The following is a 19,144-nucleotide window of genomic DNA, read 5'->3' as shown; positions in this document are numbered from 1 at the left end:
TGATGCGTATTTCCACCCCGCAGATCTTCAGTTCCAACATCGACAACTACAACCGCGGCTACGCCAGCCTGGCCAAGACCCAGGAGCAGATTTCCAGCGGTGTGCGCATCCAGACCCCCGCCGACGACCCCGTCGGCGCCGCACGCCTGCTGCAACTGCAACAGCAGCAGGCGCTGCTGACGCAATACAGCAGTAACATGACCACCGCGCAGAACGCCCTGAACCAGGAAGAGAGCGTGCTGTCCTCGATCACCAACGTGCTGCAGCAGGCCCGCGAGGTCGCGGTACGCGCCGGCGACGGCTCCCTCACCGACGACGACCGCAAGGCCCTGGCCGACCAGCTCGGGCAGATCCAGCAGCAACTGCTGACGCTGATGAACAGCAAGGACGCCAGCGGCAACTACCTGTTCTCCGGCAGCAAGAGCACGGTGCAGCCGTTCATCCAGAACGCCGACGGCACCTACAGCTACCAGGGCGACCAGAGCTCGCTGAACCTGCAGATCGCCGACAACCTGCTGCTGCCGACCAGCGACAACGGCTGGAGCATCTTCGAGATGGCGGCCAACGCCAGCCGCACCACCAGTTCGCTGAGCAGCAACCCGAACAGCGACGGCGTGCAGCGGGCGTTCCTCTCCCAGGGCACGGTGACCAGCGACAGCACCTACAACGCCAGCTTCCGCGATGGCGCGCCCTACACCCTGAACGTGCTCAGCGGCACCCAGTACCAGATCCTCGACAAGGACGGCAACGACGTCACCAGCGAGGCCAACACCAACGGCACCTATGACGCCACCTCCGCGGACAGCAACGCCATCAGCTTCCGCGGCGCGCAGTTCCAGCTCGACGTCTCGCTGCCCAGCAGCGACGACGCCAGCGACATGGACAGCCTGGTCGGCGGCTACAGCTTCAGCTTCGGCATGGCCCCCGACGACATCTCGATCAAGCGCAGCGCCACCAACACCTCGGGCGCGCAGATCACCAGCGGCACGGTCAGCAACCAGACCGCCTACGCCACCCAGTTCCCGGCCAACGGCGTGCAGCTGAAGTTCACCAGCGCCACCGACTACGAGGTCTACGCGCTGCCGGCCAGCCAGGGCGCCACGCCGATCTCCAGCGGGACCCTCGGCGGCACCTTCCCGCAGACCATCAGCGTGGCCGGCGTCGACCTCTCGATCAGCGCCTCGCCGGCCGCCGGCGATCAGTTCAGCGTCACCGCCAGCTCGCCGGAGCGGCAGAACATCCTCAACACCATCGGCGACCTGCGCACTGCGCTGAGCGCCTCCACCGCCGACGATCCCCAGGCCCAGCTGAACATCCGCAACATGGTGGCCTCGGCGCTGACCAACATCGACAACGGCATGAACCAGGTGATGAACGTGCAGTCGTCGGTGGGCTCGCGGTTGAACACCATCGACGTGCTCAGCCAGGAAAACCAGAGCCTGAGCCTGACCAACAGCACCACCCAGTCGTCGATCCGCGACACCGACATGGCCGAGGCCACCTCCAAGCTGGTGCTGCAGCAGACCATGCTCGAAGCGGCCCAGGCGGCCTTCGCCCGGGTCAGCCAGTTGAGTCTGTTCAACAAGCTCTGAGCCTACTCGATCGCCGTGCGTCTTCCGTGGGAGGGCGCGCGGCGTTTCCTTCGGCGGCAATCCCTTGCCGCTGCCTCCCGCCTTCTCCTGCCAGCGCTTCAAGCCTTCCCCAATCCCTCATACGCCGCGTCCCGCGCACCTTCGCGGAAGATGGCATTCAATTTGCTGAGGTCCTGTCGGGGCGGTTCTTTCAGTCAGCGAATTGACGCCCCGTCCACTGGCTGGATTCCTACGGGAGCTCAACCGCCAGTGCTTTCGGAACCTTCGCCAGACCTTGCCGCAGCGGCAGGCGGGGAGAGATGCAGCATGTCGAACACGATCATTCCCTCTGGAGCCCCGGCCAGGTCCGGTATTGGCCAGGAGTCTTCGAACCGCCTCCGCATGAATGATGGATACGAGGGGAAGCCCGACTTCCCCCTGTCGTATTCCCGTCGCTGCGTCTGTCCGATGTCGGTCGGCAGGGAGTAGTCATGACCAAGATCATCCCGGTCACCCGGCCCCTGCTGCCGCCCCTCGAAGAATTCCTGCCCTACCTGGAACGGGTCTGGGCCAGCGGCATCCTCACCAATGGCGGTGACATGCACCGTGCGCTGGAGAAAGCGCTGTGCGAGTACCTGGGCGTCGAACACATCGCCCTGTTCGCCAACGGCACCCTGGCGCTGGTCACCGCCCTGCAGGCATTGCGCGTCACCGGGGAAGTGATCACCACGCCTTACTCCTTCGTCGCCACCGGCCATTCGCTGCTGTGGAACGGCATCCGCCCGGTGTTCGTCGACATCGACCCGCAGACGTTCAGCCTGGACCCGGCGAAGATCGAGGCGGCGATCACCCCGCAGACCACCGCGATCATGCCGGTGCACTGCTACGGCAACCCCAGCGACGTCGAGGCCATCCAGGCCATCGCCGACAACTACAACCTGCGGGTCATCTACGACGCGGCCCATGCCTTCTCGGTGCGCGACGCCGGCGGCAGCATCCTGCGCCATGGCGACCTGAGCGTGCTCAGCTTCCACGCCACCAAGGTGTTCAACACCTTCGAGGGCGGGGCGATCATCTGCCCCGACGAGAAGACCTACCGGCGCATCGGCCACCTGAAGAACTTCGGCTTCGTCAACGAAACCACGGTGGTGGCCCCCGGCATCAACGGCAAGATGAGCGAGATCAACGCCGCCTTCGGCCTGTTGCAGCTGCAGCACATCGACCGCGCGCTGGCGCGGCGCAAGGAAATCGACGGCCTCTACCGCGAGCGCCTGGCCGGCTTGCCGGGGCTGAGCTTCATCGAGTTCCGCGCCGGTTGCGTGCCCAACCACGCCTATTTCCCGGTGCTGATCGACGAGGACTTCGCCCTGGAGCGCGACCGGCTGTACGAACTGCTGCGCGATCAGGGCATCGTGGTGCGCCGCTACTTCTATCCGCTGATCAGCGACTTCCCGATGTACCGCGGGCTGCCGTCGGCCGAGCCGAGCAACCTGCCGGTCGCCCGCCAGGTGGCGAGCCGCGTCCTGTGCCTGCCGATCTACCCGGACCTGGCCGACGAGGATGTCGAGCGCATCTGCGACCTGGTCGTCAGCGCAGGAGTCCGGGCGTGATTCTCGCGGTCATGCAACCCTATTTCTTCCCCTACCTGGGCTACTACCAGTTGGCGGGGAGCGTGGATCACTTCGTCTTCCTGGACGATGTGGCATTCATCCGCCGGGGGTTCATCCACCGCAACAACATCCTGCTCGACGGCCAGCCGTTCCGCTTCACGCTGCCGGTGGCTGGGGCCAGCCAGAACATGCGGATCGACCAGCACCATTTCGTCGGTGAGCACGACAAGTTCCTTCAGGTGCTGCGTCATGCCTACCGGCAGGCTCCGTTCTTCGACGAGGTTTTCGCCCTGGTCGAGTCCATTTGCAGGATGCCCGAGCAGAGCGTCGCCAGCGTCTGCGCCGCGTCCATCCAGGCGGTGTTCGCCTATCTCGGCAGGCCGTTTTCGGTTTCCTTCGCTTCGCAGAGGCCCAGCGCGCTTCGGGGGCAGGAGCGCATTCTGGAGCTTTGCCGGCTCTTTGACGCCGACACCTACCACAACGCCAGCGGTGGCCGTTCGCTGTACAGCGCCGCCGCGTTCCGGGAACAGCACGTGCAACTGCGTTTCGTGCATGGCTGCTTTCCTGCCTACCAGCAACAGAAAGTGGAGAACTTCATGCCAGGCCTGTCGATGATCGATGTGCTGATGCACAACCCGCCTCAGGCCGTCGAGCGGATGCTGTCGATGGGCGAGTTGGAGGATGCAGCATGACCACCCGTGCAATCGAATCCCCGGTCATCGCCGTAGTGCTCGCTGGAGGGCGTGGCCTGCGCTTCGGCAGCGAGGTGCCCAAGCAGTTCGTCAAGCTGGCTGGGCGCATGGTCATCGAGCATACCGTCGAAGTCTTCGAGCACTCGCCGGCAGTGGAGCAGATAGTGCTGGTGGTGCCCGGCGGCTACGAAAGCGTGCTGTGGGAGGCGGTCACCCGCAACGGCTGGCGCAAGGTGGCGAAGATCGTCGCCGGTGGCCGCGACCGTGCCGACTCCACCGCTTCGGCCATCGCCGCCCTGGACGGGCAGCCGGAACAGGCGCGGATTCTCATTCACGATGCGGCTCGCCCGCTGCTGGACCAGCCGACCATCGTTCGTTGCCTCGATGCGCTGGAGCGATACGAGGCCGTGGACGTGGTGGTGCCAGCCAGCGACACCATCGTCGAGGTGGCAGAAGAGGGGCACATCCGCGACATCCCCGACCGCAGCCGGCTGCGCCGTGGGCAGACGCCGCAAGGGTTCCGGCTGGGCATCCTGCGTGAAGCCTATCGGCTCGCCCTGCGGCATGGACTGGAGGGCGTGACCTGCGATTGCGGCGTACTGCGCCGGGAGATGCCCGAGGTGACCATCGCCACTGTTTCCGGCTCTCCGTCCAATCTGAAGATTACCGACGGGGTGGACCTGTATATCGCCGAAAAGCTGATCCAGATCCGCAGCACCGAGGCTGCGCAGGACGACGGCCTGCAAGGGCTGCTGCGTGACCGCGTGGTGGTGGTGATCGGCGCAAGCTACGGCATCGGCGCTTCGGTGGCCGAGCTGGCCAGGGCCCATGGCGCTCGCGTCCATGGCGCCAGCCGTGGCGACGGCAACATCGATATCTCCCGGCGCAGCGACGTGGAACGCTTCCTGGCCGAAGTGGCACAGCGTGAAGGGCGGATAGACGCGGTGGTCAATACCGCCGGCATGCTGTTGCACAAGCCATTGACGCTGCTGAGCGAGTCCGAGGTCGAGCAACTCATCGCCACCAACCTCACCGGCACCATCCACCTGGCCCAGGCCGCCCATGGGTATCTGCGAGAAAGCCGCGGCTGCCTGGTGAATTTCGCCTCCAGCTCCTACACCCGGGGCCGCGCATTCTACGCCGCCTACAGCGCCACCAAGGCCGGCGTGGTCAACCTCACCCAGGCATTGGCCGAGGAGTGGGCGAGCGAAGGAATCCGCGTGGTCTGCATCAACCCCGAACGGACCCGCACGCCGATGCGCACGCGCAACTTCGGTGCCGAGCCGGTCGAGAGCCTGCTGGACCCTTCGGCGGTGGCGCTCGCTACCCTGCAGGCGCTGGGCTCGACCCTGACAGGCATGGTGTTCGATGTCCGCCGTCATGCTTGATCGGGCCACGGTGGCCGGCGTGCCTCTGGAGCAGATCCAGCAGCGGGCCTTCGCCGTGCTGTGCGCGCTGGTCGATTTCTTCCGGGCCCATGCAATCGACTACTACTTGGTCGGTGGCACGCTGCTGGGCGCCGTGCGCCATGGCGGTTTCATTCCCTGGGATGACGACATCGACATTGTCGTGCCGCGCAAGGATTACCGCCGTCTGCTCGGGTTGCTGGATCGATTGCCGTCGACGTTGCGGGCGATCCATCCGTCCATCGATGCCCATACGCCTTATCCGTTCCTGGTGGTGACCGATCGCCATTCGCGTTGGGTGGTGGATTATGCACGCCCGTTCGACCGGGGCATCGGGGTGGACGTCTTCCCGCTGGACGGTGTTCCGCCTCCCGGCCTGCGTCGCCGTCTGTTGCACAAGTCCATCGCGCTGCTGCGCTCGATGACCATGAACAAACAGAAGGGCTACTACCCGCGTCCCGTCCCGCCGGGCCAGCGTTGGCGTTTCGCGCTGGTGGCGCTGGCTGCGAGCCTGGTGCCCCGCGCCCTGCTTTTCGCCGCCTACGACCGCCTGGTGGCAATGGTTTCGCTGAGCGATAGCGGGTGGCAAGGCAACCTGTACGGCCTGTATGGCGAGCGCGAAATAGTGCCCACCCAGGTGTTCGGCAAGGGGGCTTCGGTCGTGTTCGAAGGGCGCGATTTCCGCGCGCCGGAGCAGACCGAGGCCTATCTCACCAGCATCTATGGCGACTTCCGGCAACTGCCTCCGCTGGAGCGACGCCACTCCGGCCACCGCATAGCCCTGGCTTCCCTGACTTCCGCCGATGGCGCATGAGCGCCTGCAACAAGCTGACCAATGGACCGCACCATGTCACAGAACAGCAGAAACGACAGCATCTGGGTGTTCAATGCCGGGATGAACTTCGCTGGCAATCCGAAATGGCTGTTTGCCTACATCCAGTACAAGCGGCCCGATATCCAGGCGCACTGGCTGTGCGACGACGACCAGACCATTGCGCTGGTGCGCCGGCAAGGCTGGAGCGCCCATCGCTACGACTCGCCGGCTGCCCGCCGGATCATGCGGCAAGCCGGCGTGTACGTGGTGGAGAACTTCAAGGAAGTCATCCAGGAGGAATTGCAGGGGATCACCATCCTCAACCTGTGGCACGGCGTGGGCTGCAAGACGGTCGAGCGGGGCGTCAGCAGCGGTTTCCTGCATGAAAGGATCGTCAAGAAGCACATCGTCCATCACGAAACCTATCGCAATCACCAGCTGTTTCTGACCACTTCTCCGCTGATGGAGAAGCACTTCATCGAGCAGTGCGCCCTGGAGCCTCATTCGATCCTGCGGGGAGCCTATCCCCGCTGCCATGAGACGGTCGCGGTCAAGACCTTCGACCACGACCTGCTGGGGCGCAGGAACCTGCCGCCGGACACTCGGATCGTCGCCTATTGCCCCACCTATCGGGAGAAGTCGCATAACGACTTCTTCAATCGCGCCCTGCCGGACATGGAGAAGCTGCTCGGCACGCTGGAGGAGAACGGTCTGCTGTTCATCCTCAAGGTCCATCCGATGATCGAGGGGTATCAGAAGTACAAGGCGCTCAAGCAGCGCTATGCCGACCAGCCTCGTCTGCTGTTCTGGGACAACCACGAGGATTTCTACGAGGTCATGGGCCAGGTCGATGCGGCGATCATCGACTACTCGTCAATCTTCTACGACTTGCTGGCAGCCGGGGTTCCGTACTTCATCCGCTATTTCTTCGACTACGGCACCAACGGCAACTGCCGCGATTTCGTCTACGACTGCCGGGAAATGACCTGTGGCCTCGAATGCGATGACTTCGACCAGCTTCTGCAGGCGCTAGGTCGCTACCGCGAGCAGTCCGACCACGAGCGGGCGGCCATTTCCGAGCTGTTCTGGTCGTACTCCCGGGCGGACAACAACGACTACCTGATCGAGTCGGCGCGCGCCTTCCGTACGCCGGCCCTGGTCTCACCCACCCTGTATTCGTTCGACGTGTTCGACACCCTCATTCAGCGCACGACGCTGGAACCTGCAGGGGTGTTCTTCCGGGTACAGCGGGCGATGCGCGATTCCGGCCTGGGCTTCCCTCAATCGCTGCTGTCCGACTACCCGAAAGCGCGCATGGGGGCCGAGTCCAACGTTCGCTACATGTACAGCGCCACGAAGCTTCAGCGTGGCAGCGACTTGTTGGAAATCACCTTTGACGAAGTCATCGAGCGCCTGGCCGATGTCTATGGGCTGACGCCGGAACAGGCGGCATTCCTGCGCGAGCAGGAGCTGGAAAGCGAGTTCGTCTCCTGCCAGCCATGCCCGGACAAGATCGCTGACGCTCTCGAACTGTTGCAGCGCGGCGAACGGGTGATCCTGCTGTCCGACATGTACCTGCCCGAGGACTTCATCCGGCGTTTGCTGGCCAAGGCCGAGCCGCGCCTGGCCGAGCTGCCGCTGTTCCTTTCGTCCACGCGAGGCACCCAGAAAAGCACCCGTACCCTTTATCTGGATGCGTTCCGGGAGGCGGGATATCGTTTCTCCAGATGGCTCCACCATGGCGACAACCCCAACGCCGACGGCAAGAGTGCCGCTGCGCTGGGAATCGCTCCGGTACTGCATGAACTACCGCAGTTCGATGCATTCGAGCGGGAGATCGTCGAGAGCCTGGGCAGCTATGACGCCTATTGCGTCGCCGCGCTCATGGCTCGCTTCCGCCATCGGAATCAGGATGGCAAGGCCTGCTATGCCTACACCCGGGCCTCCCTGTATCTGGTTTGCTATGCGATGTGGGTGGTGCGCGATGCGCTGGCGCGCGGTATCGAGTGCCTGTACTTCGTCGCCCGCGATGGCCACCATCTCAAGCGCATCGCCGATGCGATCATAGAGGAGTGCGGTTTGCCGTTGCAGACCCGCTATCTCTATGGCTCGCGCCAGGCCTGGTGGGTGGCGTCCTATGTCGATGAGATCGATGCGGAGTTCTTCGCCAGCATTCTCGCCTACACGGGGGCGATTTCCTTCGACGGCCTGCTGGAAGGGCTGCGGCTTGACGCCAGCCAGTTCGCGGAGTTCTTCCCCGACCTGAGCGTGCCTGCCAGGCGGGATGATCTGCCGACGACCTTCGTCACCCTGGTGGTGCACGAAGCGAAGAACGCCGAGCGATACCGTCGGCACTTGCTGGAGGTGGGGAACCGGGAGCGCCCCACGGCGATTGGTTACCTGCGTTCGCAGATCGATTTCGATCAACGCTTCGCTTTCGTCGAGTACTGGGGGCGGGGCTATACCCAGGATTGCCTGGCGCGGCTCCTGGAGCTGGCCGCGGGCAGCCCCGTGCCTGCCGATTTCTACTACGCGCGAAGCATCTACCGCAGCCAGCCCGGCAGGGCGCGGTACAACCTGACGGTGAGCAGGGCATCGCTGCTGTTCGTGGAGACCCTCTTCGCCAACCTGCCCTATGCGAGCACCAGCGGCTATGAGCTGCGTGACGGAGACTTCATGCCGGTGATTCCGCCGCGCGACTGCGACATGGCATTGCATGAGGCCATGGAGCGCGAACTGCCGAAGTTCGCCCGCGAACTCTGCCGGCTGCCGCTGCAGGACGAAGTCGACGCCATGCGCACATTGTTCGACTGGTCGATCGATCACTTCGCCCGCAACAGATTCAACCCCGAGGTGGTCAAGGAGATTTCCCACCTGACCGACTCCATGTACAGCCATGGAAGCAACACCGAATACTCACCTGCGCTCACGCTGGCGGACATCGTGCGCAACCTGCGGGGGGAGCCGATCAGGTCCCAGTCGCTGGACACGTCCCTGGCTCGTTCGCCGCGCTGGCTGGCCTTGCTCTACGTCATCACCAGCCTACCGATACTGCAGCGCCCGCCCAAGTTGCCCGTCGGGCACTCGGCCGAGTTGCGCCGCCCCCTGCCTTAAGCGAAACAGGTTGCCAGAACCGCAAGGATCAGAATCATGACCACCCTACAATGCAGCGCGTGCGGAAGCACCGACCTTTCCTTCGAAACCGTTACCTGCACCATCCAGAAATGGCTGGGTAAAACCTGTGACTTCGTGATCTGCAGTTGCTGCGGGTACGCTGGCAACCCGGGCAACACCCACGATTATCGTTGCGCCCCCTTCGACCCCGGCAGCCAGCCCGAGACCAGCGTGCGCGCTGGCGATGGGGTTACTCCGCGCCGCGAGTACCGGATGGCGGAGATGGGCATCGAGATCCTGCAAAATCACTTCGGCAAAGCCTTCGCTCCCGATGTGGTGGTCTATGGCGCCGGCTTGTCCCAGGACCATGTGCTGATCCAGCAGCAATTGCCGGTTTCCAGGGTCGCCGTATCCGACCTGGGCAATTTCCAGGAAGCGCAGGATTTCGTCTCCTTCGATTCGCGCGAGGCGGAATTCGACCTGATGGTCGCCTGCGAAGTGGTGGAGCACTTCGTCGACCTGGACGAGGACTTCGCCAACCTGCTGCACAAAGTGCGCGATAGCGGGCTGGTCATCGCCAGTACCAACTTGCGCGATGACCTGCCGCTGGAGACTGTCACCTATCCGTTCGAAGAAGGGCACACCTCCTATTATTCCGGTCGCTCGCTCATCGAGATCGGCAGGCGCTTCGGCGTGAAGGTTGATTTCCGCACCCCCGCCATCGCGCTGAAGATGAGTACTGGCGGCCCGCGCAAGCGCTACGTGTTCTTCTACCGCGATCCGGCTATCGGCGAGTGCATTTCCCAATACTTCGCCGACCACCACCTGGCGCCGTCGGAATGAGCAAGGTCCGGGTATTGGTGTTTCCCTGCGGCACCGAAGTGGGGCTGGAGATCGCCCGTGCCCTGGAGCACTCGCTGCACGTCGAGCTGCACGGCGCCTCCAGCCGTGTCGACCACGGCGAGCAGGCCTATGTCCGGCACGCACACCTGCCCAACATTGCCGATGCGACCTTCGATGAGTGCTTCGCGCACTTGCTGGCGCAGTGGAACATCGACCTGGTGTTCGCCACCCACGACAGCGTGCAGGACTACCTGGCGCCCCGTGTCGAAGGCCTTGGCGTGCAACTGGTCAACGGTGACGCTCGAACGGCGCGCATCGCCCGGCGCAAATCGTTGACCTATGAATTGCTGGACGATACGCCATGGGTTCCGCGTCGATATGCCAATGCCGCGGCCGTGGAGGCCTGGCCCGTGGTGGTGAAGCCCGACCAGGGGCAGGGCGGGCAGGGGGTGACCCTGGTCGCCGATGCCGATGAGCTGGCCGTGGCGCAGGCTGTCGTGCAGCAACCGCTGGTCTGCGAGTACCTGCCGGGCGAAGAGCTGACCGTGGATTGCTTCACCAGTCATCGTGGCCAACTGCTGCACGTCGGGGCGCGCTCCCGCGAGCGTGTGGTGGGCGGCATCGCCATGCGCTCGGGACCTCGGCCCACCGATACGCAACTGAACGACATCGCCACCACGCTCAACGCCCGGCTCGCCCTGCGTGGGCCCTGGTTCTTCCAGGTTCGCCGGGACCGCCAGGGCGACTGGAAACTGCTGGAGTTCAGCAGTCGCTTGTCCACCGGCTCGGTCGTGGCGCGCGCCCTTGGTGTCAACCTGCCATTGCTGGCGGTGCAGGACTACCTCGGGCGAGACTTGCTGCTGTTGCCGGAGCCGCGCCTGCAACTGGTCGAGCGCCGCCTGGAGAACAAGGCGGTGCTCGATTACGACTTCGATACCTGCTACCTGGACCTGGACGACACCCTGGTGTGCGCTGGCCGCGCCAACCCCCAGGCGATGCGCCTTGCCTACCGGTTGCTGCAACTGGACAAGCGGCTGGTGCTGCTCACGCGCCATGCCGGTGATCTGACGGCCACCCTGGAGGCCGCGCATATCCCGTTGACGATGTTCGAACGGATCGTCCATCTGCGTGAAGGCGAGCCCAAGTCCGACCATGTGCGCGCGCCGGCGATCTTCATCGACAACCATTTTCCCGAACGTCTGGACGTGTCCCGACGCCATGGCATTCCCGTATTCGATGTGGATGCGATGGATCTGCTGTTCTGACGAGTTCAATTCGCAAGCCGTGGGCATGGTGCCCGCGGATTGCCTGAAGCCAAGTTGAGGTGTGATGGTGAACCAACCCAACGATATCAACCCGCTGGTCAGCGTCGTAATGCCGGCCTATAAGGCGGCCTACCTCAAGGAGGCCCTGCAGAGCCTGCAGGATCAGACCTATCGCCCCCTGGAACTAGTGATCTGCGATGACTGCCGGACGGACGAAGTCCGGGCGGTCGTGGACGAGTACCGCGGCATTCTCGATTTCCCCGTGCACTACTCGTACAACGAGACGCGCCTGCACGAATCGAAGAACCTGGCCAAGTGCGTCAGCCTGGCCAGCGGCGAATACCTGAAGTTCCTGTATGACGACGACGTCTTGCATCCGGAGTGCGTCGAACGCATGGTCGACGCCATGCGCGAGCGGCCGGGGATTGAACTGGTCAGTTCGCGGCGGCGGCGCATCGACGATCAGGGACGGCAGCTGCCGGACATCCTGGCCACCGCATTGCCGTTCGTGGAGGATGCGCTGGTCGATGGTATCGGCCTGACATCGTTCCTGGCCGAACACACGGTCAACTTCATCGGCGAGCCCAGCACCGTGTTGTGCCGCCGGGAGGCGGTGGCTGCGTTCGGCGACCAGGTCATGGCGCTCAATGGCGTGCCCATCCGCTGGGTGGGCGACCTGGCGCTCTATGTCAAGCTGCTGCAGAAGGGGGACCTGGCGTTCCTCTCCGCCCCCCTGGTGGACTTCCGCGTCTCCCGCGAGCAGTTCAGCCAGCTCGGCCGCGACAAGCCGGGCATCGGCGACAAGGGCCACCAGGACTTCCGCCAGGCCGTGCGTGACCTGGGTTGGTACATCGAGGGCGGCGACCAGCTGGTTGGTGTTTCGCCGCTGCATCGGGAACAAGTTCCGGAGCGCGTCGACCTGCTTGCCGCCTTGCGCCAGGCCCATGCCCTGAGCGAGATGATCGAGCGCTTCGACGAGTGGCTGGAGGCGCGCAAGCCCAGCCCGGTACAGAAGCGCCTGATCGACGAGCACCTGCAGGCCAACGGCATGGGCGTGCACATCGAGGTGCTGCTGGTGGGCGAGGATGCCGCGGCATTGCAGGCGACGCTCGACAGCCTGGCGGTCGCCGCCGGGCTCTATCCGAACGTCAGCGTGACGCTGCTGGCCGACCAGCCTCCGAAACTGCACAACGGGCTGCGCCTGCGGCACCAGCCGGTGGATGCCGATGGTCTTGGCGTAGCGCTCAACGCGGCGCTGCACGGCAGTACGGCGGATTGGCTCCTGCTGGCCGACGCCGGCGATATCTTCACCACTTCCGGCCTGATGATCGCCGGCCTCGAACTGATGACGGCCGCGGGGTGCCGAGCCGTTTCCACCGACCTGGTGATGCGCGGCGAGGACGGATCCCAGGGGCCGGCGCTGCGCCCGGACTTCAACCTCGACCTGCTGATCAGCTTCCCGGCGTCCCAGGCGCGTCACTGCCTGTACAACCGCGAGGCGCTCCTCGAAATGGGCGGCTTCGATGCGGGCTATCCACGGGCCCTGGAATTCGACCTGCTGCTGCGCCTGGTGGAAGAGGGCGGGCTGGGCGGCCTGGCGCATCTTTCCGAACCGCTGCTCAGCACCCCGGCCGCGCGCCTGCAGGCCAACCCCGACGAGGAGCGCACCCTGCAGCGCCACCTGCTGGCGCGTGGCTACGAGCGGGCGCGGGTCCTGAGTCCGCTGCCGGGCCGCTACCAGATCGACTATGGCCATGCCGGACAGCCGCCGGTATCCATCCTCATCGTCCTGCGCGATCAGCTCGCGGCCGTGCAGCGCTGCGTGATGAGCCTGCTCGAACACACGGCCTACCCCAACTACGAAATCCTGCTGGTGGACAACGCCAGCGAGAACCCGGCCACCCGCCAGTGGCTGGAAGGCGTCGAGCAGATGGCCGCCGAGCGCGTCCGCGTGTTGCGCTCGGGCGAGCCGCTGGCCGATGCGCGCCTGAAGAACCTGGCTGCTGCCCACGCCCGTGGCGACTACCTGTTGCTGTTGCGCCCGGAGGCCGCCGTCTTCCAGGGCGAGTGGCTGGGCGAGCTGGTCAACCAGGCGCAGCGTCCGGAGGTTGGCGTCGTCGGCGCGCGGACCATCGACGGTGACGGACGCATCACCCATGCCGGGCTGGTGCTGGGCCTGCGCGGCATCGCCGGGCACGCCTTCATCGGCGAGGACATGAACGCCACCGGCTACATGAACCGCCTGCAGGTGGCGCAGAACTACAGTGCGGTCTCCGATGGCTGCCTGATGATCCGCAAGGCGCTGTTCGACGAACTGGGTGGCCTGGACGAGGGCGACTTCGCCGAGCGTGGCGGCGATGTCGACCTCTGCCTGCGCGCCGGCGAGGCCGGTTACCTGGTGGTGTGGACGCCCCATGCGACCCTGCTGCACAGCCCGGCTACGGAAGCCGAACCGGTGGAGCTGCAGGACGCCTTCTACGCCCGCTGGCTGCCACGCCTGGCCCGCGACCCGGCGTACAACCCGAACTTCTCGCGGGTCCGCAGCCGCGCCGGCTTCGTCCTCACGGATACCCAGCTGACCTGGCGCCCGCTGACCTGGCAGCCGGTGCCGACGGTGCTGGCGCACTTCGCCGATACCTTCGGCTGCGGCCACTACCGCGTCATCCAGCCGTACCTCGCGCAGCGCGAGCAGGGCTTGATCGAGGGCGTGGTGACCCACTCGCTGCTGCCGGTGGTCGACCTGGAGCGCTTCGCGCCGGACGTGATACTGCTGCAGCGCCAGATCGGCGACGAGCGCCTGGACGCCATGCGGCGCATGAAGGCCTTCTCGAACGCCTTCAAGGTCTACGAGCTCGACGACTACCTGCCCAACCTGCCGGTCAAGAGCGTGCACCGCAGCCACATGCCCAAGGACATCGTCCGTTCGCTGCGTCGGGGCCTGGGTTATGTCGATCGCTTCGTGGTCTCCACCGAGCCGCTGGCAGAGGCGTTCGCCGACCTGCACCCGGACATCCGCGTCGCCCATAACTGCCTCGCTCCGGGCTGGTGGGGCGGCTTGCCGTCAAGCCTGCGCCGTCGTGGAGCCAAGCCGCGGGTGGGCTGGGCGGGTGGTGTCAGCCACACCGGCGACCTGGAACTGATCGCCGACGTGGTCAAGGAACTGGCCAACGAAGTCGAGTGGGTCTTCTTCGGCATGTGCCCGGAAAGGATCCGTCCCTATGTGCACGAGTTCCACCCGGGCCTGCCGATACAGCAATACCCGGCCAAGCTCGCCAGCCTGGATCTCGACCTGGCCCTGGCGCCGCTGGAAGACAACCTGTTCAACCAGTGCAAGAGCAACCTGCGCCTGCTGGAATACGGCGCCTGCGGCTTCCCGGTGGTGTGCAGCGACAACCGCGCCTATGCCGGCGACCTGCCGGTGACCCGGGTGAAGAACCGCTTCCGCGACTGGGTGGAGGCGATCCGCATGCACCTGGCCGACCTCGACGCCACGGCGCGAATGGGCGACGAGCTGCGTGACAGGGTGCGTGCCGAATGGATGCTGCAGGGCGACAACCTGCAGGCCTGGCACTACGCCTGGCAGCCGGACTGAGGCTTTTCGCCTGTCCGTGCGGAACCTCGAAAGCCCCGTTTCCCGGGGCTTTCGACTTTTTTCCGGAGCCCTGTGCAAGAAGGGCTTGAAAAAAAATCGAAAATCGCCCTAAAGCAAAATCCGCCACGGACGATAACCCTAACGAAGGTTCTCCAGGCCATATCGGGCGGCACTAGCCAGCGGCCAGGGACCAACTGAAAGCAGTCGCCTATCCACGAGGATCTCGTCATGGCCCTTACCGTCAATACCAACATCTCTTCGCTGACCGTTCAGAAGAACCTGAACAACGCTCAGAAAAACCTGAACACTGCCATGACCCGGCTCTCCACCGGCCTGCGCATCAACAGCGCCAAGGACGACGCCGCCGGTCTGCAGATCTCCAACCGCCTGAGCAGCCAGATCAACGGCCTGAACAAGGCAGTGGACAACGCCAACGACGCCATCTCCATCGCCCAGACCGCAGAAGGCGCGCTGCAGGAATCCACCAACATCCTGCAACGCATGCGTGTCCTGGCCGTGCAGTCCGCCAACGGCTCCAACAGCGAAGACGACCGCTCCTCGCTGAACCAGGAGTTCGAATCGCTGACCGCCGAACTGACCCGTATCTCCGACACCACCACCTTCGGTGGCGGCAGCACCGCGGTGACCCTGCTCAACGGCAACGCCGGCACCAATGGCACCATGACCTTCCAGGTCGGCGCCAACGCCAACGAAACCGTCAGCTTCACCCTGAACGACATGAGCGCCCAGGCGCTGAAGGGCACCTACTCCTCGGCTTCGGGCACCGTCGACATCTCCTCCAAGCTCGATGCCACCACCAGTGGTGCCAGCGCTGCCGGTTCGCTGAACCTGAGCGTCGATGGCAAGGCCTACACTGTCGATTACGACAAGGGCGCCACCGTCAACGACATCGTCAGCGCGCTCAACAGCAACATCAGCGGCATCACCGCCGTGGCCGACAGCTCGGGCAGCATCACCCTGACCTCCAGCAAGGCGCTGGGCGGTTCCGACGTGACCGGTGCGGCCATGACCTCCGGCTCGCTGAACATCCAGTCCCTGGACATCAAGAGCGCAGACAGTGCCCAGAAGGCCATCCAGGTCATCGACGGCGCGCTCAAGCAGATCGACACCCAGCGCTCGGCCCTCGGTGCGGTGCAGAACCGTCTGGACAGCACCATCTCCAACCTGCAGAACATCGCGGAGAACGCCACCTCGGCACGCAGTACGATCCAGGATGCCGACTTCGCCGCGGAAACGGCGGAGATGACCAAGCAGCAGACCCTGCAGTCGGCAGCCACCGCTGTACTGGCTCAGGCCAACCAGCTGCCTTCTGCCGTACTCAAGCTGCTGCAGTAAGGTCATCGGCGGTTGATACGAAGGAAGGGCGCACTGCGCCCTTCCTGCATTTGTCCAGAATAATGAGGAGTCGATGATGAGCGTGACTTTCTCTACGATCGGACTGGGAGCCCCCGTCAGGGCTGACCAGGCCCAGGCGGCCACGCCCATCGCGGCCGGCGGCAAAACCGTTGCCGTCGACGGCAAGGGCTCGCCGTCCACCGGCAGCGCCCAGGCCGAGCCGGACAAGGCTACCCTGGATCGTGCGCTGGACAGCCTGCGCAGCAATGCCCAGGTCATCCATCGCAACCTGGAGTTCTCGGTCGACCAGGAGTCGGGCATCACCGTGGTCAAGGTGGTGGACAGCACCAGTGGCGACGTGATCCGGCAGATTCCCTCGGAGGTCGCGGTGAAGCTGGCGGAGAGCATCAAGGAAGCCGGCAACCTGCTGTTCCGCGAGCAGGCCTGACAGCCTGGCCTGCTTCTTGCTGAAAGCACGGGCACAGACGCCGATGCGTCAAGAAATCGATTGAAGGAGGTTGGCAATGGCAACGGGCAGTATCGCTTCGACAGGTCTGGGATCGGGCCTGAAAATTGACGATATCGTCAGCGCCCTGGTGAAGGCACAGACCAGCGCCAAGCAGACGCAGATCACCAACCTCACCACCAAGAGCACCACCCAGCTGTCGGCGACCAGCCAGCTCAAGAGCGCCCTGTCGACCTTCCAGCTGGCGCTGGCGACGCTGAACACCGCCGACTCCTTCTCCGGGCTCAAGGCCACTTCCTCCAACGAGGACGCGGTAACCGCCAGCACCACCTCTTCGGCGACCCCGGGCACCTATACCCTGGACGTCGAAAAACTGGCGACTTCCTCCAAGGTGGCCAGCCAGTATGTCGGCACTTCCGACAAGTACGGCGCCGGCCGCCTGACCCTCAGCCAGGGCGGCAAGAGCTACTTCGTGACAGTGTCCGCCGGCGATTCGCTGTCGACCATCCGCGACAACATCAACAAGCTCAGCGAAACCAGCGGCATCTCGGCCAACGTCGTCACCGACTCCAGCGGTTCGCGCCTGGTGCTCAGCTCCACCACCACCGGCGCCGGCACCGACATCAGCGTCAAGACCTCGGGTGACAGCACCCTGGGCAAGCTGGCCATCGATGGCAGCGCCGCCTACAGCAGTTCCACCGGTGGCTACCTGGTGCAGGCCGGCGATGCCGAATTCAAGCTCGACGGTCTGTCGATGACCAGTTCCAGCAATACCCTGGACAAGGCCGTCAGCGGTGTGACCTTCGACCTGGTGAGCACTGGCAGCTCCACAGTGACGGTAGCGACCAACACCGACGACCTGACCGCCAACATCCAGCAGTTCGTCGATGCGTACAACACCCTCATCAAGGCTGTGTCCAGCCTGACCGACATCACCACTACCACCAACGAGGACGGCACCACCAGCAATAGCGTCGGGCCGTTGGCCAGCGATGCCATGACCCGCAGCCTGCTCAACAGCCTGCGTAACGAGTTCGTCAACCTCTCCAGCAGCAGCGGTTCGCTGAAGGTACTGTCGCAGTTGGGCATCACCAGCCAGAAAGATGGCACCCTGAGCGTCGACAGCACCCAGCTGAAAAAAGGCCTGGCGACTTACTCGAGCAGCATCCAGAGCTTCTTCACCGGCAGCGACGGCTTCCTCAAGCGCATGTACAACGCCGTCGACACCTACGCCAAGACCGACGGGCTGCTCGACCAGCAGACCGATTCGATCAACTCCACCATCGCCAGCCTGAAAAAGCAGCAGACCGATCTCGACGACCGCACCACCAAGCTGACCGACATCCTGTACGCCAAGTACAACGCCATGGACAGCCTGGTCGCCCAGCTCAATGCCACCAGCAACAGCGTGATGACCACGCTGAACGCGCTGAACAAGAGCTCCGACGACTGATGCCGGCGGCGTCTAGCCGACCGGCAGCGCCCGGCGCAGACGCAATTCGCGATTAAAGTCTGGCGCCGCCGCGCCGATACCCTGGACATCGGATATGAAACCTTCCACACCAGGGGATCTCGAAATGAATGCGATGGCAGCGCTTCGCCAATATCAGAACGTGGGTGTCCAGGCACAGCTCCACGAGGCGAGTCCGCACCGCCTGATCCAGATGCTGATGGAAGGCGGATTGAGCCGCATCGCCCAGGCCCGCGGCGCCATGCAGCGCGGCCAGATGGCGGAGAAGGGCCAGCTGATCGGCAAGGCCGTGGCCATCGTCGGTGGCCTGCGCGACGGCCTGAACCTGGAAGCCGGCGGCGACTATGCCGAGCGCCTGAACGCCCTGTACATCTACATGGGGCGCCGCCTGCTTGAGGCCAACCGGCAGAACGACGAACATATGCTCGACGAAGTGGCCAACCTGCTTCGCAGCATCAAGGAAGGTTGGGACGGTATCCCGCAGTAATACCGTCCCTCCAGGAGACACGAAGCATGACCCTCGCCGTCGAGCGTATCGAACAAACCCGCAGCGCCCTGGGCACCGCCCTGGCGGAGCAGGACTGGGAAGCCATCGCCCGGCTGGACCTGGAGTGCCGCCAGCACGTGGATGCCGCCATGCACGAGCCGCTGGACGACGACAGCGACCTCAAGCGCAGCCTCGAAGGCCTGCTCGTGCTGTACCGTGAACTGGTCCAGGAAGTCACCCGTCAGCGTCAGGGCGTGGCCGAGGAAATCATCCGCGTCAATCGGTCGCACAAAGGCGCCAAGGTCTATCAGCTTTTCGGCTGAGCCCCGCGGGTCGCCCGTTCGGCGCGGCCCCCCGTTTTCGCCGTTGCCGCCGTTCGTGCCAGCAGGTAAGTTCTTCCGTCGGAAACAACGAATAAATCACGCCATAAATTTGACTCCTGCCACATTTTTGACTT

14 protein-coding genes are annotated in these 19,144 nt (G+C 64.5%); all 14 read left to right on the top strand.

The genetic code is table 11. The features are described 5' to 3' along the window. Nucleotides 1-2 precede the first annotated feature (2 nt). The 14 genes from BM060_RS00565 to fliT all read left to right on the top strand — a co-directional run bounded on the left by BM060_RS00565 (nt 3) and on the right by fliT (nt 19,010). Nucleotides 3-1,592: a flagellar hook-associated protein 3 gene (locus tag BM060_RS00565; protein ID WP_058072089.1), complete on the top strand. Its 1,590-nt coding sequence runs from the start codon at nt 3-5 to the stop codon at nt 1,590-1,592. Between the two features lie 470 nt (nt 1,593-2,062). Further along, nucleotides 2,063-3,181 carry a DegT/DnrJ/EryC1/StrS family aminotransferase gene (locus tag BM060_RS00560; RefSeq protein ID WP_074976350.1) on the top strand — a complete coding sequence of 373 codons (1,119 nt, stop codon included), beginning with the start codon at nt 2,063-2,065 and terminating at the stop codon, nt 3,179-3,181. Further along, nucleotides 3,178-3,873: a WbqC family protein gene (locus tag BM060_RS00555; protein ID WP_083426699.1), complete on the top strand. Its 696-nt coding sequence runs from the start codon at nt 3,178-3,180 to the stop codon at nt 3,871-3,873. The genes BM060_RS00560 and BM060_RS00555 overlap by 4 nt, the downstream gene beginning before the upstream one ends. Further along, nucleotides 3,870-5,261 carry a bifunctional cytidylyltransferase/SDR family oxidoreductase gene (locus BM060_RS00550; protein ID WP_074976347.1) on the top strand — a complete coding sequence of 464 codons (1,392 nt, stop codon included), beginning with the start codon at nt 3,870-3,872 and terminating at the stop codon, nt 5,259-5,261. Before BM060_RS00555 ends, BM060_RS00550 begins: the two co-directional genes overlap by 4 nt. Continuing rightward, the gene (locus tag BM060_RS00545; RefSeq protein WP_074976344.1) at nt 5,242-6,093 is read left to right on the top strand and encodes a LicD family protein; all 852 of its coding nucleotides are present in this window, start codon (nt 5,242-5,244) and stop codon (nt 6,091-6,093) included. The genes BM060_RS00550 and BM060_RS00545 overlap by 20 nt, the downstream gene beginning before the upstream one ends. Nucleotides 6,094-6,126: 33 nt before the next feature. Next, nucleotides 6,127-9,207: a CDP-glycerol glycerophosphotransferase family protein gene (locus BM060_RS00540; RefSeq protein WP_074976784.1), complete on the top strand. Its 3,081-nt coding sequence runs from the start codon at nt 6,127-6,129 to the stop codon at nt 9,205-9,207. 36 nt (nt 9,208-9,243) lie between these two features. Continuing rightward, nucleotides 9,244-10,050: a methyltransferase domain-containing protein gene (locus BM060_RS00535; RefSeq protein WP_083426697.1), complete on the top strand. Its 807-nt coding sequence runs from the start codon at nt 9,244-9,246 to the stop codon at nt 10,048-10,050. After that, entirely contained in the window at nt 10,047-11,315 is a 1,269-nt protein-coding gene (locus BM060_RS00530; RefSeq protein ID WP_074976339.1) for an ATP-grasp domain-containing protein, read from the top strand. Before BM060_RS00535 ends, BM060_RS00530 begins: the two co-directional genes overlap by 4 nt. A gap of 64 nt (nt 11,316-11,379) precedes the next feature. After that, nucleotides 11,380-14,907 (top strand): glycosyltransferase, encoded by a 3,528-nt coding sequence (locus BM060_RS00525; RefSeq protein WP_074976337.1) that lies wholly within the window; start codon nt 11,380-11,382, stop codon nt 14,905-14,907. A 228-nt stretch (nt 14,908-15,135) separates the two neighbouring features. Continuing rightward, nucleotides 15,136-16,263, top strand: a complete 1,128-nt coding sequence (locus tag BM060_RS00520) for a flagellin N-terminal helical domain-containing protein (protein ID WP_074976335.1) — start codon at nt 15,136-15,138, stop codon at nt 16,261-16,263. A gap of 82 nt (nt 16,264-16,345) precedes the next feature. Next, the gene (locus BM060_RS00515) at nt 16,346-16,711 is read left to right on the top strand and encodes a flagellar protein FlaG (protein ID WP_159458805.1); all 366 of its coding nucleotides are present in this window, start codon (nt 16,346-16,348) and stop codon (nt 16,709-16,711) included. Between the two features lie 76 nt (nt 16,712-16,787). Beyond that, the gene (gene fliD, locus BM060_RS00510; protein ID WP_074976330.1) at nt 16,788-18,182 is read left to right on the top strand and encodes a flagellar filament capping protein FliD; all 1,395 of its coding nucleotides are present in this window, start codon (nt 16,788-16,790) and stop codon (nt 18,180-18,182) included. A gap of 124 nt (nt 18,183-18,306) precedes the next feature. Then, on the top strand, nt 18,307-18,687 hold the full coding sequence (gene fliS, locus BM060_RS00505; RefSeq protein WP_074976328.1) for a flagellar export chaperone FliS: 381 nt from the start codon (nt 18,307-18,309) through the stop codon (nt 18,685-18,687). A 26-nt stretch (nt 18,688-18,713) separates the two neighbouring features. Beyond that, a complete protein-coding gene (gene fliT, locus BM060_RS00500; RefSeq protein ID WP_043267646.1) occupies nt 18,714-19,010 on the top strand; it encodes a flagellar protein FliT in 297 nt (98 codons plus the stop codon). Nucleotides 19,011-19,144 lie beyond the last annotated feature (134 nt).

It is taken from the genome of Pseudomonas citronellolis (assembly GCF_900112375.1).
Taxonomy (GTDB): domain Bacteria; phylum Pseudomonadota; class Gammaproteobacteria; order Pseudomonadales; family Pseudomonadaceae; genus Pseudomonas; species Pseudomonas citronellolis.
This window is presented reverse-complemented; position numbering and strand designations above follow the sequence as displayed.